Here is an 18,997-nt window from a genome sequence, read left to right as displayed (position 1 = left end):
TCTTGGCGATGGGTCACGTTCTATGGCGGCTATTTTATTCATGGTCGGCAAAATCGGACAGTCTGGTCCCGACCTCATTGTGGCCGTTTGTCGTTTTGAATGACTTTCCATGACTCAGACGTTAAGATGGCCGGAATTGACAGCAAAGCCAAAACTTTACACGGCCCTTAATCACCTATGGAAAGAGAATTTATGCAGAAGATGGCAGTTATCTTCAGTGCCATTATCTTGACGTTTTCGATCCCCGCAAAGGCTGATCGACTTGTTTGTTCTGAATCAAAACATCTGCGCTACATGAAAATGGTGGGCAAGGTTGGCGAGATGGGGATCGACCTTGACCCTGTGGGGCAGGATCGTGAGGTTTTCGAGAGGTTGATAGCCGCATATGAAACTCTCAACCCGAAAGGACCGAAGACCTCGCTTTTCGTCGCGCATGTTCCTACCGGTCAGATTTATAGTCAGATATGTGCGGCAGAGCGCTGCACGATGGAAGAAATGTCAACTCCCGAGCAAGCCTGTTTGATTGATCACATGAACCAATGTAGCTATGTCGCACTTCGCTTCCGGGGCGAAGAGTTCTGCCTGCTCCGTTCGCCAAAAAATTAAGTATTTGATCCCTGCATTTGATGGGTCGTTTCGCACTCGCGCAATCGCCGAACTCTGTTTGTTATTCGGCTATTTGTCTCGAAATTCCTCAATGTTGCATTAGGAAGAACTGACTTTAAATTCTCACGGGAATTCCTGTCGCAATGGTCGGGTGTCAAAGCCCGACTTACACGACAGATTTTTGCAGGCCACTTCGCCCCTCTCTCCGCCCGCAAGCCGACCGACCGGTTCCCGCCCATCAGCGGTGGTTGAAGCATGAAAAGTGAAACTATCACTTTGGAAATCGTGTGACTTTTACACCAATGTCTGGAACGAAGGTGCAAGCGCTCGCACGGCTAGCGACCTCGTTGCTGTCGCTGCCGTTGCAAAAAAAACGAAGGTTTTTCGGATGAGTATACTGCGATTGGTGAGCCCGTTGGCATTCAGTGTAGCGGGCCCGGTATTCCAATCGTGAAATAAAAGCACAGATCCCTTCCACCAAGCGCAATTTCCTCTAATGAAGTGGCTGGGGGACTAGCGACCAATTATCAACCCGGCGACAGTTTCAAGTCGAGGCGTGCGAGGCACTCAGGGTCCGCAACCGCCCGAATTGCGATGATTTTTCCGTCGTTAAAGAAAAAGCGTAGCACAAAATGCCGATGTTCATCAGGAGCTATGATGAGGCCAGGGCACCCATCCACAACCGCCGGCAAGGCACTGTGCGCTCGGCCCTTGAAAGCCTCTGCTACGGCCCTTGCGCCGCGGATCTCAGGAAGCGAACCCTGGCGGGTAGCTTCGCAATCGGCCCGGAAAACGGCGTCCGGATCCAGCACGGATACCAGCGCCTCGAAGTTGCCGCCTCGCGCCGCGGCAAGAAAGGCTTCGACGAGCTTCCACCGCATGGCGCGGTCGGCGCTATCCGCCTTCGGCAAACCTTGCACGCGGCGGCGGGCGCGGCTTGCGAGTTGGCGCGTAGCCTCTGTGGACCGGCCGACAATGGAGGCGATCTCATTGTACGGTACCGCAAATACGTCGCGCAGCACGAATGCCAGACGTTCAGCGGGAGCAAGTTTTTCGAGCACCACAAACAAGGCCAGGCCGACCGAATCCGCTGCGGTTAACCGGTCCTCCAGACCTTTGCCAGCTTCGTGAATAGTCTTGGATCCGATTTTGTCGAAAGACTCTTCACGCCTCGCCTTGCGTGATCGCAGCATATCTAGACAGATTCGGGCTGTGGTGGTTGTCAACCAACCGCCCGGATTGGTGATATCCTCGACCTTCGTTCGGGAGAGGCGCAGCCAGGTTTCTTGCACCGCATCCTCTGCTTCGTTCAGTGAACCGAGCATGCGGCACGCCACTGCCCGCAGGTGTGGGCGATTGGCCTCGAATTGCTCAAGCGAGATTTTTTTTGCTTCCATCGGTCACGTTTCCTTCAAACACTTCGTCATGGGTATGACGAACGAAAACTGGCGGATGTGACAAAGAACGGTTCCGGCGGTGACGTCGTCTTACTCAAACAATCGGTGCTCGCATCGGAACAAAGAGGTATCGGAATGTTTAGCAAGGTTATGTTCGCGACGTTGTTCGTATCGGATCAGGACAGGTCGCTTGACTTCTATACCAGAAACTTAGGCTTCGAGAAGACAGCCGACAATCCCGGTCCTGAGGGTCGCTTCCTGTTGATAAGCTACAAAGGTCAGGGATGGCCAATCCTGCTTTGGCCAGGTGTTGGTGGCCGCGCGGCTTCCGACACTGACAAGACAGGGGCAATATTTCTTCAAACTGACGATCTTCGGAGGGACTTTATCGAGCTCAGCGCGCGTGGCGTCAAGTTCGTCGAGCAGGAGCCCCAGGAATATGCTTATGGCGTGCTGGTGACAGCGCTGGACCCCGATGGCAACCGAATTGCTCTGCGGCAGCAGGGAAACCAACGGCCACTCGTGAAATAGTGAGTACGAGTAAGGTGCGGTCTGCAAGGACGTCTGGCCGACCGCGTCTGCGACTTTGTGATAGTACTGGGCTCAGTTCCCGCTATTGATGGACATAAGGGCAAGCGAAAGGACGTTCTTTGTGGCTCTGATGGGATGGACGCCTCCTCTTCAATAGTGTTCAACATACCTATTCTGCCACATCAACGCCGTCGGAGGGGCGTCTATCCCATCAGAGCCTATCAGTTTCCTTCCAATTCAAAACCAGGAATGTAATTGTTCAGGTAATTATTGTTATGCAGAATCCGGGCGGGCAGAATGAAGCCCACGAGAAAGCGATCAAATGAAGGTGCTGGCGAGAATATTCCGTTCACTTCTTGTCTTCCTGTCGATCCCCTGGGGTGTAGGCAGTGCACAGACAGACGCGATGAAACTCGGGCCGTTCGAGCGTACCAGGCCACGCATGCTAAGCGTTCCGATGGGTGAGGAAACCTTCGCCGAATATGATGCTTTGAACGGTTCCATCGGCCTCGCCCAACAATGCTCGGAAATCACGAATAGCTTCTGGGTAGAAGTAGAGAAGCGAGGAGAATGCATCCGCTATTATTCTGGCGGTTGGTCTGAGGACAACTCAACCGCCATCGTCTACTTCCCCGGAGATGCAATTCTCCGGAACTCGAAAGCAGTACGCTTCATAGGCAAATCCTATCTTGGCAAATCGCCCGCTTCCATTACGTCGGACATGTATGAATGGAGTGAAAAGGCCAGCGTTCCGGTTGTTTTTCTTGCAAGACCGGGTCTTTACGGTTCGTCTGGGGATCATAATCAGCGCCGTCACAAACGCGAAGTCGACCTTATGAACGGCGCGCTGGATCAACTTAAACAACGATATGGTATCAAGCGGTTCATTCTGGCCGGGCAATCCGGCGGGGGCCATATCGTTGCATCCTTGCTCACGCAAAGAAAAGATATCAAGGCCGTGGTTATTTCGTCCGGGCTTCTAGCGGTAAAGCGGGTCACAGAAATCTGGGATCGTCGCCGCTCTGTTCCTGGCCCGTTGCTGCACGATATTGATGCTTTCTATGATCCTGTCGACGAAATACAATTGATTTCCAACACCCCCGCCCCCATCATCTGGGTCCTGTCCGACCCGGAAGATCTTGTCATACCCTTTTCCACGCAGCTTTTTTATGTGCGCAAACTGAAAGCGGCGGGTTTTAACCCCTACCACATTTATGTCAGGGCCGGAGACCGACAGCATCACGGACTTTATAAACAGGCAGAACTGACGTCGGCATTGATTGCCCAGGGAAAGACGCCGCGACAAATCATGGCGGCGTTGCAGGCCATGGATCTGGAACAGATCGAATAGGCCTGTCACTTTCCAAAGGATTGAAACATGTGTTCGACAATTTGATCCCGGCTGTCTTTATCTGGAGCCCCAAGAACAATTGCAATTGACAACCTTCCGTTTTGCAAGCGGGAGAATATCAGATTATTGATTGTCCTGTTAAGTGAACCCGTTTTCAAACCTGCCGCGCCGTCGATTTTTGATATGAGACGGTTGGTGTTCCTGTGCTTCTTCCCCTTCCATTCGAAAAATTCTTCCGCGCTCATCGCGACGATTTGAGGGTATTTTTTGTGCACATAGCGGGCAAGGACAAGGGCATCCCGCGCAGTCGTTTTCTGGTTGCTGCCTAGCCCGCTTGGAGATGAGAAGATTGTGTTCAACATGCCGATCTGGCGCGCGTGCTCATTCAGGAGTTGTGTGAATTGCGCGCGATTTCCGCTGTGCCAGGCCGCGAGCACATTACTTGCTTCGTTGGCACTGACGATAATACTGGCTCTCATCAGGTCGGTGATTGCCACTTGCTCCCCAGGTTCAAAACCCCACCAACTGTTGGTCTCGCGCACGTCTTCTGGAATAGTGAGCAATGTCTTCTGGTCTATAGCTTGTGCGACAAGACGGTCCATTACCAGGCAAAGTGTCAGCAGCTTCGTTAGAGAGGCCGGCTTTTGCACAAGTTCATCTTCAACCGAAAACAGGACCTCCTCTCTTTCACAATCGAAGAACAATGCGCTCGTGCCCGGCTTTATGTCTGGTTTTTGTGGGTCTGCTGCAGTTTCTTTCAGCCATGCAACCAGCTCATGTATTTTCGTGCTATTCGATCCCTTGAATAGGACAGTATCGCCTGCTTTGAGTTCCTTAAGCAAACGGGGTTTCAGCTGTTCGAAATGTTGCGCATGCATGGCGCGTTTATCAGGAAGTAGTTTCTCCCAGAAAGGAGCATAAAGAGAACCGACTGCATAGATTTTGTCTATCTGCCGGTCATTGACCTGCTGGGCAAGACCAATGTGGAAATTCGCTTCATCCGGCCCCAGCTCCGCCATCTGGCCCAGAACCGCGATCCGTCGACCGGTTGCTGGCTCAAGATGGAGGTGCTCCAGCGCCGCAGACATCGAACCGGGATTGGCATTATAGGCATCATCGATGATCTTGACCGGCTTGCCGTCGAGATGGATTTGCAGATCTTCTCCTCTGCCAGGGAGCGCCTTGAAACTGTTGAATGTAGCAAGCGCAGGAGAAATATCACATTCGACTGCAGCGACTGCGGCAAGAACAGCGAGGCTGTTCAGTGCCATGTGCATTCCAGGGGCCTTGAGATGATAGCATAGTTCGCCAAATGGTGTTCTTGCCCGAACCAATCGCCGGTCGGAAGAATAGTCGACCAATGCGTAGTCGGAGCTCTCCGTGATTCCATAATGTACGATTGTCAAACCCGCGCTTCTTGCTGCCGCATGGACCGTTTCCCATTCAAGCATATCCCGGTTCAGGACGGCGATATCCCCCTGTCTCATGCCTTTGAATATTGCTGACTTTGTCCGGGCAATGTCCCCGATAGTACTATTCTCGCTGAGATGTGCCGGTTGAATGTTGGTAAACACAGCCACTTGGGGTCGCGCCATACGCGTGCTTTGTCCCATCCGTCCGACAGCCATTTCCAGAACAATATAATTTGCTGCTCGATCGAAGGATGCGAGATTCCAGGCAACTCCATGAGGTAAATTGGCATTGTGTGTACTTTGCTCGACCTTTCCATAGGCACCTAAGGCATGTGACAGCATGGCGACCACAGTCGTTTTTCCCGCACTGCCTGTCACGCCGATAACCTTGCCTGCGAAGTGATCGCGCGCCATGGCCCCCAGGTTAAATAGGGCTCTGTCCGTCGCTTCTACTTCCAAAACAGGGATATCAAGCTTCGCACCGGCCAAAGTACCGATGGGCGCAATAATTGCTGCTGGCGTTTTGGGCAAGGATTTGATCTTTGAAAACGGGATGCCTTTGCCCTGCGCGTTGCGGAGCAGGACCATTTGCCCTTCCTGGAAGGTGGAAGCATGAATGGAGATGCCTCTCGCGGTCCAATGGTCTGGCGGCTGTGTAACCCAATGGCCTTGCGTGGCTCGAACAATTTCACCTGCGTCCCATCCGTTCGTTAACGACGATGAGGGCTTCAGCCTTATCTCTGGCGCTCCCGCCCGAAGAAACTTCAAATAGGCTATAAAACCAGAGAGGTAATGTTCCACGTCATCTATACGGATACGGAACGCATGGTGGCGGATAAAGCAACTGCCAACGATCTTGTCGGGTCTGGCAAAGTACATCGCCATTTCGGGCCAGAAGTAACCGTTGAGCAGGTAACGAGCTCGATGGTGAAGGGCGCTATAAAATTTCTTCAGATCGATGTCGTTGAGCAAGTGGCGAAGATCGGGGTTACTCCCGATCCTGTGGACCATCTGCTGGGCAGCCATCATCAGCTCAAGCAAGGTCGGAAATGTCGTAATGCGCTCAAGGACAAAGTCCAGATAAGAAGCGAAATTTCTGATGCCAAACTTGAAGTAACGGATGTCGGGGCGATATCTGGTCAATTCATTGACGCAATAGGCAAGCCAATGATCGTGCCATTTCCAGTGTTCTGCACGCAAAAAATGATCAAATGCCCGTTCGACAGCGTTGAGCCAGCGTTCGTCACCTGTGAGCTCATAAAGTCGCATCAATCCGAATGCCGCTTCGCCTTCATAATAAATGATGCGGAAATTCGCTTTAACTGCGAGATCCGGATAGGAAAGTACGTGGACAAAGGCACCGGTCTCGGCATTTTGCATGTGCAATATGCCCATTGCCAGTTGCTCAAGCAAAACATGATAGCAGCTGTCACCCGTCACCTGGCTATATTTGGTCAAGGCGAGAACAGCCACTGCATTTCCGCCAAGCTTGATTTCGCAATTTTGCTCAACGAGAAAAGCTGCAGTTGCACCACTTTCGAGGGTCACCGTCCTGATGAGCGTAGAGGTAAGATAGTGAAGCGCGCGATCGATTGCCTGTCCCAATGCTGGCTCGCGCGTTATCTCCCAGGCTTCGATTAGCGCGTAGGTGCTGCTTGCATGGCGCAGCGCATTATAGGCAGCTATCTCCCTGTCAAAACAGGGATGATAACCATATATAAAAGCTCCGCTATTGCCCACCTGTCGTGCAAGATGCGCAGAGCTGGTTTGGACCAGATGTTCTACATCGTTTGTTGTCAAGGCATCTGTTTTACGTCGTCCGGCATTTCGGCCCGAACTTTCCAGCTGATGGCAATCTTCATTCCCGTCTATGAAAAATCCATTGGTAGAAAAAAGAAAGACTTTATCGTTGTCGCCAAAATCCAGTGAAACACTGTCGCCGTAACGTTTGCGCGCATAAATATTGAAGTTGTTCTCATTCAGGACTGCATGAGCAATGTTACTTCCCCCATAAAGCATGGCGTTGCCATTGAGTTCTTGCTCAAGAAAAGCAATCCGGAGATCAGAATCGAACGCAATTCCGCATCTGAAGTAATTTCGTTTGGTCTTTTTCAGGAGCAGTCGTAATTCTTTCAGAGTCACGGCTTCAATCTCGTCCGACCACTCGATCCGCAACCAATTACCCCGAAGCTTCCGACTTCTGATAAGTTCTTGCAATGCAGGAATAATATTCTTCCAAGCCGCCTCGATTGTTACAGCTGTGCTATGAATAACAGATGCTCTCGCATCGCCGTCTGAAACAGAAATGAACAAGGTCAGCGGTGTTTTCCGCCATGTCTTGAAAAACGGATTGGTGCGAAGGTATTTTTCGATTAGCCGGATTTTGCGTGAGAAACCCAATGAGGTCTCATCTGGAAAAGGGACTTTGCCCTCAATTGTCGAAATCCCTGCGGAATTTTTTATCGAAACATCCATGAGCTCATTCCACCAGCTTGAATTTTTGTTTGAGGATCTTTCAAAAAACAAAAAGGGAAAAATGTCGGATATTCCGACAATGCATCTTAGGCTCCCTTCGGGTCTCCTCGCATTCCTATCGCTCTCTCAGTGCTTCGCCGGCCCGGTTGAACGGCTTGATCAAATATTCAAATACGGTTTTGCTGCCGGTATGGATATCCACTGTCGCGACCATACCGGGAACAATCGGAAAGCGACTGCCGTTCTTGTTGAACAATGCATCAGTTTCCGTTTTGATAAAAACGCGGTAGTAGAATTCTTCGGGCTTGGTCTCATCCTGTATCGTGTCAGGAGAAATACTGACGACCGTGCCCTTCAAACTGCCATAAACTGCATAGTCATACGCCGTTATTTTTACAGTCGCCGGCTGATCGGGGTGGATATAGGCAATGTCACGTGGCGAAATCCGGGCTTCGATGAGCAGTTGGTCATCGAGCGGAACGATAACCATCAGTTTTCCGTTTGGCGGAATTACGCCACCTATTGTTGAAACTTCAATATCTTTCACGATGCCACGTACTGGTGAACGCAAGGTAAGACGAGCCAGAGCATCAGATCTGCCACGAATTACCGATGAAAGTGACTCCACTTCGGCGTTTGCTTTCGCCAATTCTTCGCGGGCTTTAACAATATAGTCGGACTGGATTTCGGTTTCCTTGAGCTGAAGTTCCACCAGCTGTCGTTTCAGGCGAATGACTTCCACATTACTGGCGGCCCCCATCTTCGTCAGCGACTGGCTGATTTCGAGTTCGTCCTGTGCCAGCTTCCTGGATTCAGCTAGCCAGTCGAGGGATTCCTTCAGACTGCGCTTGCGTGCTTCAAAGAGTTTGGTTTCGGATGTCTTGAGCAAGGGGAAGTCGTCCAGTTCGTCAGGAAAGTCCAGATCACTTCCACTAACCTCGGCTGTCAGTCGCGCCGAACTGGCAAGAGCTGCCCGGTACTTGGCTGCACTTTCCTGCACCGTCGCTTCAGTAACAGTCGGGTCGAGCTGAGCCAGTATCTTGCCAGGCTCAACAACATCATCCTGACGCACATTCAGCTTCGCAAGGACTCCTCCCTCCAGAGACTGAATTACCTGTTCCTGGGAGGTAGGAACCACCTTACCGGTCCCGGTCGATACTTCGTCCAGCAGTGCCAGATAGGCCCATACCAGCAAAACAGCAAAAAGCGCACATACAAGTCGCACAAACTTCTTTGCGCGTTTAAGCCGCGCCCCGCCTGTGTTCCCGTTGACCCAATCACCGAAATCTTCCCCGAGTGCCGCCATAATGCCCTTCCTCCTAGGACTTTCTGGGTGTTTCAACCTTACTCACGCCGAGCAAAGTCTGCAAACCGCGCTCCTTGGTATCATCAAGCGCGATCTGCCCGTTTTCGACGACGAGCAATCGATTGACGAGCTCAAGAACGCGAGTGCGGTGTGTTGCAATGACTACGGTACGCCCCTCGCTCCATTTGGCGAACTGCTGAATGAAATGACGTTCGGTTGCTTCGTCCATCGACGAAGTCGGCTCATCAAGCAACACGACAGAGGGATCGCGGACCAACAGGCGCGCCAATAAGATGGCTTGCTTCTGCCCTCCGGACAGACCGCTCCCTCCTTCCTGGACCAGATGTTCAAGTCCCTGCGCCATTTTCCTGACGAAACTGTCCGCTCCCACCATGCTGAGTACGCGCTGGATTTCCTCGTCAGATGCATTGGGCGCGCCCATGATGATATTGTCACGCAGTGTACCGAAAAACAGGCGCGAATTCTGGGTCAAAAGACCAATGTCGCGCCGCACATCGGCGGGATCAATATGCGACAAAGACAGATGGTCGAGGGCAACATCTCCCTCGCTTGAATCCAGCAATCCCGACAAGGCAAGTAATAAAGTGGATTTGCCAGCCCCATTCCGTCCAAGCACAGCAATTCGTTCGCCCTGCTCAATCCGGAGATCTTTCACCAGGAGTACTGGAGAAGAGCTTTCGTCCCCATAGCGAAACAGCGCATTCTTAAAAGCATAGTCTCCCTTGATATTTGGACAATGAATACGGCTTTCGCTATCGGGATGGTCTACCGGCATCTGCATAAGATGGTCGAGGCCCTTTTTTGCGATCCTGGCGTGCTGTAATCTGCCAGCGATCTGGGAAAACTGACCCATTGGGGCCAACATTCGCGAACCTAGAATGGAAGCTCCCACCAATGCCCCGGTTGTTATATCTCCACTGATTACCATTGGTGCGCCAAGGAAAACGGTTAGCGCATAGACACCGGTCTGAACATTCTGTGTCCAGGTACTTAATCCATTGGTAATCGAACGAAGCCTGATTTGCGCTTCACCGGTCACAGCGTTGAAATGGTTCCATTGCTGCTGAAAGCGATCCTCAGCCTGCAGACTTTTAATGTCCTCGATGCCCTGTACTGTTTCGACCAACATGGCGTTGCGCAAGGATGATTCACGCATTGCCTCATTTGCGTGCTTACGTATACGCCTTTGCAAAAGGATACCCGGCAGGACAAGAGCGAACATCGCACCTATCGGGATAAAGACAAGAGATCCTGCCAGCCAGCCGAACAATGCGAGGAACAGAAGAAAAAAAGGGAGGTCGGCGATTGCTGATACAGTCGTCGATGTCAACAATTCGCGCACTTGTTCGACATCGCGCAATTGCGCGATAAATGAACCTGTCGATGTCGGCCGGGCCCTATTGCGTACGCGCAACGCATGGCCAAACACGACATCGGACATTTCCAGGTCTGTCCGCTTGCCGAGCATGTCAATTATGCCCATGCGGGCTCGACGCATCATGAAATCGAAGAACAGCGCCAGGAGCACACCGCTGAACAATACGTAGAGCGTATTGAAGGACTGGGCCGGAACCACGCGATCGTAGACCTGCATTGAGAAAATAATGCCTGCCAGGCCGAGTGTATTGGCTATAAGCGAAGCAACCACGACGTGGACATAGGAACCGTAATCGCGAAAGACGATACGTCTCAGCCAGTTTTCCCTGAAGGGCTTGATATAGGCATCAACGCGTGCATCAGGGACAGTTCTAGCAGGGCGGGCGAGCAAAACACGGCGTGTTTTTGCCAACAGTTCATCGAGCACGTAGACTTGTTCGAGCCTTTGTTCACCACTCAACCAGACTGCAGCTTCCCGGTCCTTTGAAATTTTGTGAACAACGACCAACTGCCCATCCGTCAGCTCCAGAATGAACGGAACGTGCCAGCTCGAAAAATTGATATTCTTTGTCTCGACCAGCTTGACGCCGAGGCCCATGCTGCGGGCAATAGCGTGAAGCTTCGTTTCGATAGCTGCTTTGTCGCCCTCGGCAGCGACTGCGAGTTTGGCCTTCTGAACCGAGAGTGGAAGCCGATAATATTGCGCAACAAGGCGCAATGCCTCCAACCAGTAATCCGCATGGCCCGGATGGCATTGTGGTTGATGAGCAGCCTCCGAGCGACCAAACGTCAGAACTGAGCCCATGTCGGGAGGATTTTCCCCGTGTTTCATTGGCTGGGCGTGCCTCCTCGCACCATCTTCGGATTGACGCCAAACTCCTTACGGACCTTGCCGGTATTATAAAGACAGCTGATATTCAGCCGGCGGAGATCGTGAATCGTGTTGGCGATTTGAAATCGCGACTCATGCAGTTCTTGTTCGGCATTGAGAAGATCGAGCAAAGTGCGTGTTCCAAGCTCCACATATTGCTCACGATACAGATCTCGGGTTTTGACCATCATGTCAGCGCGCGATTCCAGCGACCCCATCAAACGACCTAGAGTTCCGATCTGACTTCGCGCCTCCATGAGATTGCGATTGACGTCGTACTGGGCCGTACTGATGGCGGCTTCCGCCGACTGTAACGCGTAAGCTGCAGCTCTTTTAAGTGCTCCCGTCTGACCACCATTGTAGAGACTTGCAGACACATTCACACCGACAGCGTATTCGGGTTGACGGTCATTGCTTCTTGTATCATCGCGAGACGCATTAAGATCATATCCGGTTGAAGCCTCCAGCGATATGGTAGGGAATGCTTCAGCACGGCTGGCGGCCAATTGGGACTTTGCCTCTTCCTTCTCAGCCTTTGCCTGAAGCATAGCCGGCACTTCTTCCCAATCTGGCACTGCAGTGTCACAAGCCTTGCTCAGCCAACCGGGCGCATCGGAAGTCGGATTTGGTGTCCCTCCTCCCATCAATGCACCAAGCGCAGTTTGCCAACGATTCAGTTCCGACTGGAACTGTAACTGGGTAGCCAATGCAGATTCTACGCGTGCATCAGCTTGCACCTTGTCCGACATGGTGCTTGCGCCCTTGTCGGTTCGCTGATTGACGAGACCCGCAATACGCCTGACCCCCTCGACCTGTTCCTGAGCCAGAAACGACAACCGCCTGTAACGTTGTACTTCGACCACAGCATTCGCAGTATCTCGGGACAGATCATCGATTGCGAGAAGAAGGCGTGCGTTGCTGATGTCCTTAACGGCACGTTCTATATCGACTTTGCTGGACACCTTGCCAAAATCGTAGAGTAATTGGGATGCAGAAACATTGAAATTCGGTCGCCAACCCGCACGATTATTGCTTTGATATCCGGAATCCAGACCGGCATTCAACTTTGGATAATATCCTGCTTGCGCAGCACGGATACGTTCATCAGCCTGGTAGATACGTCCCGTCGCTTCACTAACCGCAGGATGCCACCCCACGGCGCGACGGACAGCGGCTTCCATGGTTATCGAGCCTGAGGCTACCGTGGCCGAAGCCGTAGACGCGGCCATATTACTCCTGTCGACCGCGGATCGTGGAGGATTAGGCGCCGCCGTCGACAGGAGTTGGGGGACCTGGGTTGTCGCAGCTTTGCGGTCAAGGCCCCTATCGATCGAAACAGTTTCCGTATCGGTTGTTTGGCATCCGACCAAAAGCCATGAGACAAACATGAAAGTCGTGGCATGACTTTGAAACCGGGTTTTACGCATTTAAGATCCGTCATTACCAGCCAAGGCCTGAAGTTTATCGGATGGCTCCCTGCCGCCGATGGGTTGGCGGCAGGGCAGACCGATCAAACCACGTGTGCGGTATGGACTTGGTCTTCTTGCGCAAGTGGATCAGGCGTCAGATAGGCCAGCGGATCATCTGTAACGCTGCCCTCGCCGATCGCGACCGAAGCCGTATCAGCGCTGCTCAACGTGGTTGGAGACCCACTTTCTCCAATGTCACTCTCGCTGGTTGGCAAGGTGATTTCGCCACTACCATCATCAAGAACGATGCTCTCTTGAAGGATTTCAGACTGATCGTGATGAGCGAACTGCTCGTCTCCATTGGTTGTCAGCTCATTCATTGGCACAACATCATCACCCGTGCTGAGGAAAGCAACATTCGCTGTGCCGCTATCTGTTTCTTCCCCTTGTATGGTCGTGTTTACGTTCACAGTAAGCGTAGCTTCCTGATAAACACCGTTATGTTCAATCCGGTAGGTGAACGTATCTGTGAAGTCACCACCTGCTGTTGCCCGATCATCCGGTGTGTAGGTATAAGAACCATCGGCATTGATCTCCAGAGCGCCATAATTACCCTGAACTACCTGGGAAGCACCTTCTACGACGTCCAGGAATGTAGTGCCATCACCGGACACCGAAAGTGGCGGCAGTTCTGTTCCGATCAGATCATTATCGAACAGATTGCCTTCTGCAACGAAGGTATCACTTACAGTATATTCGTCCAGATGGGTAATCGAGGATGCTATATCCACACTGACTGCACCTGCAAGACTCAGGCCGGTATCGACTTCCATCCTGACGCGATATTCGCCAATCGGGAGGTCCGGAACCAGAATGTCACCCACACCGCCAGATCCGAGCAAGCTGAGAAGCTGACTGGTGTTATAAATGGCATACTGCCCCCAGTTGCCTTCTCCGTCGTTCATTTCGACATAAAGAACGACACCCGTTCCCAGGCCCAGAAGGCTGCCCGCATCCACGGTCAGGGTAATATCTTGGGTGGTGTTGGCTTCGACCTCAAAGCTGCTGCTTACAAGGCTACCAGTTCCTACCGGCGGAAGGCCTGGGATCGAGACAACCCAACTATACTCGACTGCATCAGGAATGCTCTCACCTGGGGTTACCACATAGTCATATTCAACACCCGCCAACGCAGTATCATCAGCTACCAGTTCACCATCGAGATTGATGCTCAGATTGGCCTCTACTGAATTGGTGCCATCGGAGATGGTATAGGTGAAGACTTCCGACTGGCCGACCGAAGAAGTGTCTCCGTTGGGAGTATAGGTGTAGGAACCGTCTGCATTGATAACCAGAGTACCAAAGGCGCCATCAATGGTCGCACTGCCGTCTACGAGCTGAACAACCGTTCCATCGCTGAATGCTACCTGCGTAACTTCGGTTCCTGGAACGATGGTATCCTCACCGGCTTCGCCAGTAACAGCACCGTCGGGATCAATCACGTTGCCACTGACGGGAGTATCGCCGTCCACGAAACTGTGCTCGGTGAGCGAAACGGTGACCGATGTATCCTGAATAAGTGTCAGTGTATTGCTGAGAAGAGCCTCCGCCACGGCCCCTAAGACCGTATCCAATGACCCTGTCAGACCCAGATTACCAAGCGCTGTAGAGAGTACTTCAACCAGTTGACCGGCTCCAATAGCCGTGGTGGTGTCAAGAATTGGCTCGAGAATATTGACCACCACAGTGCCCAGAGGCAGGCCTATTCCTGGCAGTATCTCACCATTGAGGGCGGTTTCTACCGCATCCAGGACCAGAGCCTGGTTCTCTGCGCCGAGTACAACTCCACCCTGACCCAGTTCTTCCAGAGATACCCCGTCACCGTCAGCATCAAGGAGAGACCCCAGTGCGCTCTCGCCCTTGCGTACGACGACGGTATAATCTCCGGGCTCAAGCCCGGTGATATTTGCAACCAGGGTATTGTCTCCGGTTAGACCGAGCAGTCCTACACCAGCAACGTCCCCGACTAATGGATCATTGCCCGTAGTCAGCACCTGCACAAGATTGCCATCGGCGTCGTAGACTTCAACGTTAAAGGCATCCGCCACCGCTATAAGCGCACTCTGACTGACCTCGATAGTAACGTCGCCGCTCGAGCCGGCTGCTACGGTAAATGCAACGCCAGCAGCATTACTACCGTCATCAAGCAGCCCCAGCAGTTGGAGATTTTCGTCGGTGACAGGCGCATGAGCCGTCGATTCCCGGCCGCCCATGTCGACATCTGCCGTATCGTCGGCTCCCTCAAGAGCGGCGATTGTGACAGCACCAAGCGAACCAGACAAACTGGTATTGCCTGCGCCATCGGTCTGACGCACCTGAACGTCTCCAGCTGCATAAGTATCGTTTCCAAGCTGGAAACTGGTACCGCTACCGCTTTGCCAGGTCGCACCACCGTCGGTGCTGTATTCCCAGGTTGCGCCATCTTCGAGGCCGCTGACGAGAATTGTGTTGTCACTGGTGATACCGTCATCGGCGATCCCGGTGTCATTAGCAAGCTCGGCTGTCGGTGCATCTGGAGCATCAGCGTCTGCATCGGCATCCGCGTCTGCATCAGCATCTGCATCGGCATCCGCGTCCGCATCAGCGTCTGCGTCTGCATCGGCATCGGCATCAGCATCCGCATCAGCATCGGCATCGGCATCCGCGTCTGCATCAGCATCTGCATCGGCATCCGCGTCTGCATCAGCATCTGCATCGGCATCAGCATCAGCATCAGCGTCTGCATCCGCATCAGCGTCTGCGTCTGCATCGGCATCGGCATCAGCATCGGCATCGGCATCGGCATCGGCATCGGCGTCAGCATCCGCATCAGCATCGGCATCCGCGTCTGCATCAGCATCAGCATCCGCATCAGCGTCGGCATCTGCATCAGCGTCAGCGTCAGCATCGGCATCGGCGTCAGCGTCAGCATCAGCATCGGCGTCTGCATCGGCATCGGCGTCAGCATCCGCATCTGCATCAGCGTCAGCATCGGCGTCTGCATCAGCATCCGCATCAGCATCCGCATCGGCGTCTGCATCGGCATCGGCATCGGCATCGGCGTCAGCATCCGCATCAGCGTCGGCATCTGCATCAGCGTCTGCATCCGCGTCTGCATCCGCATCGGCGTCTGCATCAGCATCCGCGTCAGCGTCGGCATCCGCGTCAGCGTCTGCATCAGCGTCCGCATCAGCATCGGCATCGGCATCAGCGTCAGCATCCGCATCAGCATCCGCATCAGCGTCGGCATCTGCATCAGCGTCTGCATCAGCGTCCGCATCAGCATCGGCATCGGCGTCAGCGTCTGCATCCGCATCGGCGTCTGCATCAGCATCCGCGTCAGCGTCGGCATCCGCGTCAGCGTCTGCATCAGCGTCCGCATCAGCATCGGCATCGGCATCTGCATCGGCATCCGCGTCAGCATCAGCATCAGCGTCTGCATCTGCATCAGCGTCAGCATCCGCGTCTGCATCGGCGTCAGCGTCAGCGTCTGCATCCGCGTCAGCGTCTGCATCAGCGTCCGCATCAGCATCGGCATCGGCGTCAGCGTCAGCGTCGGCATCAGCATCGGCGTCTGCATCGGCATCGGCGTCAGCGTCTGCATCCGCATCGGCGTCTGCATCGGCATCGGCATCCGCGTCTGCATCCGCGTCAGCGTCGGCATCCGCGTCAGCGTCTGCATCAGCGTCCGCATCAGCATCGGCATCGGCGTCTGCATCCGCATCAGCGTCCGCATCAGCATCGGCATCGGCGTCTGCATCAGCATCCGCGTCAGCGTCGGCATCCGCGTCAGCGTCTGCATCAGCGTCCGCATCAGCATCGGCATCGGCGTCTGCATCGGCATCAGCGTCAGCGTCTGCATCCGCATCGGCGTCTGCATCAGCATCCGCGTCAGCGTCTGCATCAGCATCGGCGTCAGCGTCAGCGTCTGCATCCGCGTCAGCATCAGCATCAGCGTCTGCATCACTATCGTCATCATCATCGTCAGAGCTTGAGGAGGCTATAATAGCTGCGCCCGCACCCAATCCGAGCAATCCCAACAAGACGGGACCGAGATTTCCTGATCCACCGGCAAGCTGGTCCACTGACTGAATTTCAGCAAAATTGAAATCGGCCAGTCCCTCGCTATGTTGGCCAGCCCAAAGCTTGCCATCATCGTCTTCAAGAACCAGCTCATTATTCTGGCCAGCCGCAAAATGCGCATAAAAATTTACAACTCGAATGGAGCTACCGTCATCAAGTCGAATGACAAGGTCATTTCCTACTTTCTCATAACCCGAAACAGCTTTCGGGCTCAGCGAAAGTTTAACGACGCTTGGTTGCGTCAAGACAATATTATTCTGCCCGACTGATTGAGATTCGCCGGATACCTTATTGTAAACAATGGCTGCCATAACCCTCTCCTTAACAAGAACAGGGGTTCGAAAATGATAAATGAAAGCAACAAGCCGGAAACGCCAGCAAAGCTGGCATTTTATAGTAGGGTAATTATCGTATGAAAAGTACCTGCAATGTATTTTGCAGAACTATTCCCCCCGCATTGCCGACCTGACAATCATTCGAACCCAATCCCTCCATCTAATTCTCCGCTTGAAAAACTAATCAACATTCAACTACTGTCTATGCAGAAATCGACGCGTTTTGTACAAAATTGACTTTCGAGCAAGAATTTTTTTAGTAACGACATATTTATGTATCTTTGCTCGGAAGAGCACTTAGAATACTCCATATAGCGTTCGCCTCGATTCCAGTGGGCTTGAAATCAGGATGGGGAATGACAAGCAATCGTGACGATCTGGTCAGCACCACGACCTTCATTGAAGATTACGCCGGAACAACATTATTGAAATCCAGCGCTAGTCTTGGATCATTAAATGTTCAATTGAGTAGTTATCGGATAACGCCGTGCCAACTTAATCTTGCTCGTGATTCTCACCTCAAGGTGATAATGATTGCTGAAGGCCGCATTCACGGTTCTTTCGCGGAAGGGGCATCAACTAAGCGATTAAATCTCGAAACATCCTCAGTCTGCATTATCCCTCCCCGCGCGCCGCTAAATATACGAATAGATTCCATTGCAGAAGTTGACGTGATCTGCATTTCCGAACGGACATTGCAAAGTCTTACAAACGAATTTTCGATACTCACCAATAATCTTTTTGAGCTAAATAACGCATTTTCGGTTCAGGATGAGCTTCTATTTCAGACTTTCATATCGATGAAGGAGGTCAGAGATTACCAAGGTACATTCTCGCGAATTGAGATGGAATACTTGTCTCGACTTTTAGTTTCGCGAATAATAACCCGATATTCAAAATTTAATCATGAAAGTTTACTTGACAGCGGTAAACTATCCCGCAGTATACTCAATAAAGTGTATACTTATGTAGAAGATAATCTGCATCGTCGCATCACCACCAATAGTCTGTGCGATTTGGCAGGCGTTGGACCGGCGCATTTTTCACGATTATTCAAGAAGGCCACGGGCCTGACAGTCCATCAGTACGTTATTGCGAAGAGGATTGAGCGGGCCCGTACCCTATTGGAAACAACCGATACGCCAATTGCAGAAGTGGCTCACGACTGTGGTTTTGCTGACCAAATGCACCTAACGCGTGTTTTTGGCGCATCTACAGGTACTAGCCCAGCCTCGTTTCGACGCAAAATCCGCGACCGGCAAGCTTCGCCGCGAAGTTCCAGAGTAAATTGAAGCATTCAGACAGTTACACCTCAACAGGCCATGGAGTTCAAGTAAATTCCGGAGAGAGGCGCAGTGCCCGCACTGGGCGTTTTCAGACTTAAAAAGCCAGCTATCTGCCAGGGAAATCTGGTGGATAGTTTACAACTTACAAATCTGCAGCTTGCTTGTTCCATGACTAGAGCCTACTTTGCGCTGAATAGTAGGGCTCGGGGGTGGAGCGATGAACAGGTCGGGGGTAACCGCGGCGCGGCAAAAGTTGCAAATGCGGCTTTTGATGTCGGGTCAAGATGTTCGTTTTGAGCACATTGGTTACGTGCAGTCGTATTGTCAGGCAGATCATAACAAGTGCAGGTATAGCGAGTGAAGCCTGTTGCTATCCGGATGATCCGGTCTCCTTTGCAGCGTCTTTATCAAGGCTCTTTACTGGCGTTGCATATTTCCGGGACCGGGACTGCCCATTGAGAAACATCCGGTGCCTGTCCGGCTAAATCAAGCACCGAT

At 52.5% G+C, this 18,997-nt stretch carries 11 protein-coding genes and 1 pseudogene; 5 read left to right on the top strand and 7 right to left on the bottom strand.

Annotated elements, in window-relative coordinates; all coding sequences use genetic code 11:
- The first annotated feature begins 192 nt into the window (after positions 1–192).
- On the top strand, positions 193–606 hold the full coding sequence (locus AAE521_RS17610; protein ID WP_342062036.1) for a hypothetical protein: 414 nt from the start codon (positions 193–195) through the stop codon (positions 604–606).
- A gap of 527 nt (positions 607–1,133) precedes the next feature.
- Here the strand turns inward: AAE521_RS17610 and AAE521_RS17605 are convergent.
- The gene (locus tag AAE521_RS17605; RefSeq protein WP_071632681.1) at positions 1,134–2,003 is read right to left on the bottom strand and encodes a sigma-70 family RNA polymerase sigma factor; all 870 of its coding nucleotides are present in this window, start codon (positions 2,001–2,003) and stop codon (positions 1,134–1,136) included.
- 57 nt (positions 2,004–2,060) lie between these two features.
- On the opposite strand from AAE521_RS17605, the gene AAE521_RS17600 reads away from it, so the two are divergent.
- Both AAE521_RS17600 and AAE521_RS17595 read left to right on the top strand, forming a co-directional pair.
- Positions 2,061–2,534 carry a VOC family protein gene (locus AAE521_RS17600; RefSeq protein WP_342062035.1) on the top strand — a complete coding sequence of 158 codons (474 nt, stop codon included), beginning with the start codon at positions 2,061–2,063 and terminating at the stop codon, positions 2,532–2,534.
- 490 nt (positions 2,535–3,024) lie between these two features.
- Positions 3,025–3,885 (top strand): alpha/beta hydrolase family protein, encoded by an 861-nt coding sequence (locus AAE521_RS17595; RefSeq protein ID WP_342062034.1) that lies wholly within the window; start codon positions 3,025–3,027, stop codon positions 3,883–3,885.
- A gap of 5 nt (positions 3,886–3,890) precedes the next feature.
- Here AAE521_RS17595 and AAE521_RS17590 read toward each other — a convergent pair whose 3' ends face one another.
- From AAE521_RS17590 to AAE521_RS17570, 5 genes are all read right to left on the bottom strand, one after another.
- The gene (locus tag AAE521_RS17590; RefSeq protein WP_342062033.1) at positions 3,891–7,772 is read right to left on the bottom strand and encodes a Mur ligase family protein; all 3,882 of its coding nucleotides are present in this window, start codon (positions 7,770–7,772) and stop codon (positions 3,891–3,893) included.
- Between the two features lie 115 nt (positions 7,773–7,887).
- Positions 7,888–9,078, bottom strand: a complete 1,191-nt coding sequence (locus tag AAE521_RS17585) for a beta-barrel domain-containing protein (protein ID WP_342062032.1) — start codon at positions 9,076–9,078, stop codon at positions 7,888–7,890.
- Positions 9,079–9,091: 13 nt separating this feature from the next.
- Positions 9,092–11,308 (bottom strand): type I secretion system permease/ATPase, encoded by a 2,217-nt coding sequence (locus tag AAE521_RS17580; RefSeq protein ID WP_342062031.1) that lies wholly within the window; start codon positions 11,306–11,308, stop codon positions 9,092–9,094.
- Positions 11,305–12,576: a TolC family outer membrane protein gene (locus AAE521_RS17575; RefSeq protein ID WP_235817668.1), complete on the bottom strand. Its 1,272-nt coding sequence runs from the start codon at positions 12,574–12,576 to the stop codon at positions 11,305–11,307. The genes AAE521_RS17580 and AAE521_RS17575 overlap by 4 nt, the downstream gene beginning before the upstream one ends.
- A 281-nt stretch (positions 12,577–12,857) precedes the next feature.
- Positions 12,858–15,131 (bottom strand): BapA/Bap/LapF family large adhesin, encoded by a 2,274-nt coding sequence (locus AAE521_RS17570; protein ID WP_342062046.1) that lies wholly within the window; start codon positions 15,129–15,131, stop codon positions 12,858–12,860.
- A gap of 60 nt (positions 15,132–15,191) precedes the next feature.
- On the opposite strand from AAE521_RS17570, the gene AAE521_RS17565 reads away from it, so the two are divergent.
- A complete protein-coding gene (locus AAE521_RS17565) occupies positions 15,192–16,790 on the top strand; it encodes a hypothetical protein (protein WP_342062047.1) in 1,599 nt (532 codons plus the stop codon).
- 81 nt (positions 16,791–16,871) lie between these two features.
- Here the strand turns inward: AAE521_RS17565 and AAE521_RS26775 are convergent.
- Positions 16,872–17,189, bottom strand: a pseudogene (locus tag AAE521_RS26775) (BapA/Bap/LapF family prefix-like domain-containing protein); the annotation flags it as partial.
- A 380-nt stretch (positions 17,190–17,569) separates the two neighbouring features.
- Between AAE521_RS26775 and AAE521_RS17555 the strand changes: the two are divergent.
- A complete protein-coding gene (locus AAE521_RS17555) occupies positions 17,570–18,505 on the top strand; it encodes a helix-turn-helix domain-containing protein (RefSeq protein WP_342062030.1) in 936 nt (311 codons plus the stop codon).
- The last annotated feature ends 492 nt before the right edge of the window (positions 18,506–18,997 follow it).

Source organism: Brucella cytisi (assembly GCF_038433355.1).
GTDB classification, from domain to species: domain Bacteria; phylum Pseudomonadota; class Alphaproteobacteria; order Rhizobiales; family Rhizobiaceae; genus Brucella; species Brucella cytisi.
Note: the sequence above shows the minus strand (reverse complement) of the source record. Positions and strands in the feature narration are given on the sequence as shown.

What these genes read in the sequence shown, in the direction of transcription:
- AAE521_RS17610 (WP_342062036.1), top strand. Translation starts at nt 193, where the DNA reads ATGCAGAAGATGGCAGTTATCTTCAGTGCCATTATCTTGACGTTTTCG.
- AAE521_RS17555 (WP_342062030.1), top strand. Translation starts at nt 17,570, where the DNA reads ATGACAAGCAATCGTGACGATCTGGTCAGCACCACGACCTTCATTGAA.
- AAE521_RS17605 (WP_071632681.1), bottom strand. Translation starts at nt 2,003, where the DNA reads ATGGAAGCAAAAAAAATCTCGCTTGAGCAATTCGAGGCCAATCGCCCA.
- AAE521_RS17585 (WP_342062032.1), bottom strand. Translation starts at nt 9,078, where the DNA reads ATGGCGGCACTCGGGGAAGATTTCGGTGATTGGGTCAACGGGAACACA.
- AAE521_RS17575 (WP_235817668.1), bottom strand. Translation starts at nt 12,576, where the DNA reads ATGGCCGCGTCTACGGCTTCGGCCACGGTAGCCTCAGGCTCGATAACC.
- AAE521_RS17580 (WP_342062031.1), bottom strand. Translation starts at nt 11,308, where the DNA reads ATGAAACACGGGGAAAATCCTCCCGACATGGGCTCAGTTCTGACGTTT.
- AAE521_RS17590 (WP_342062033.1), bottom strand. Translation starts at nt 7,772, where the DNA reads ATGGATGTTTCGATAAAAAATTCCGCAGGGATTTCGACAATTGAGGGC.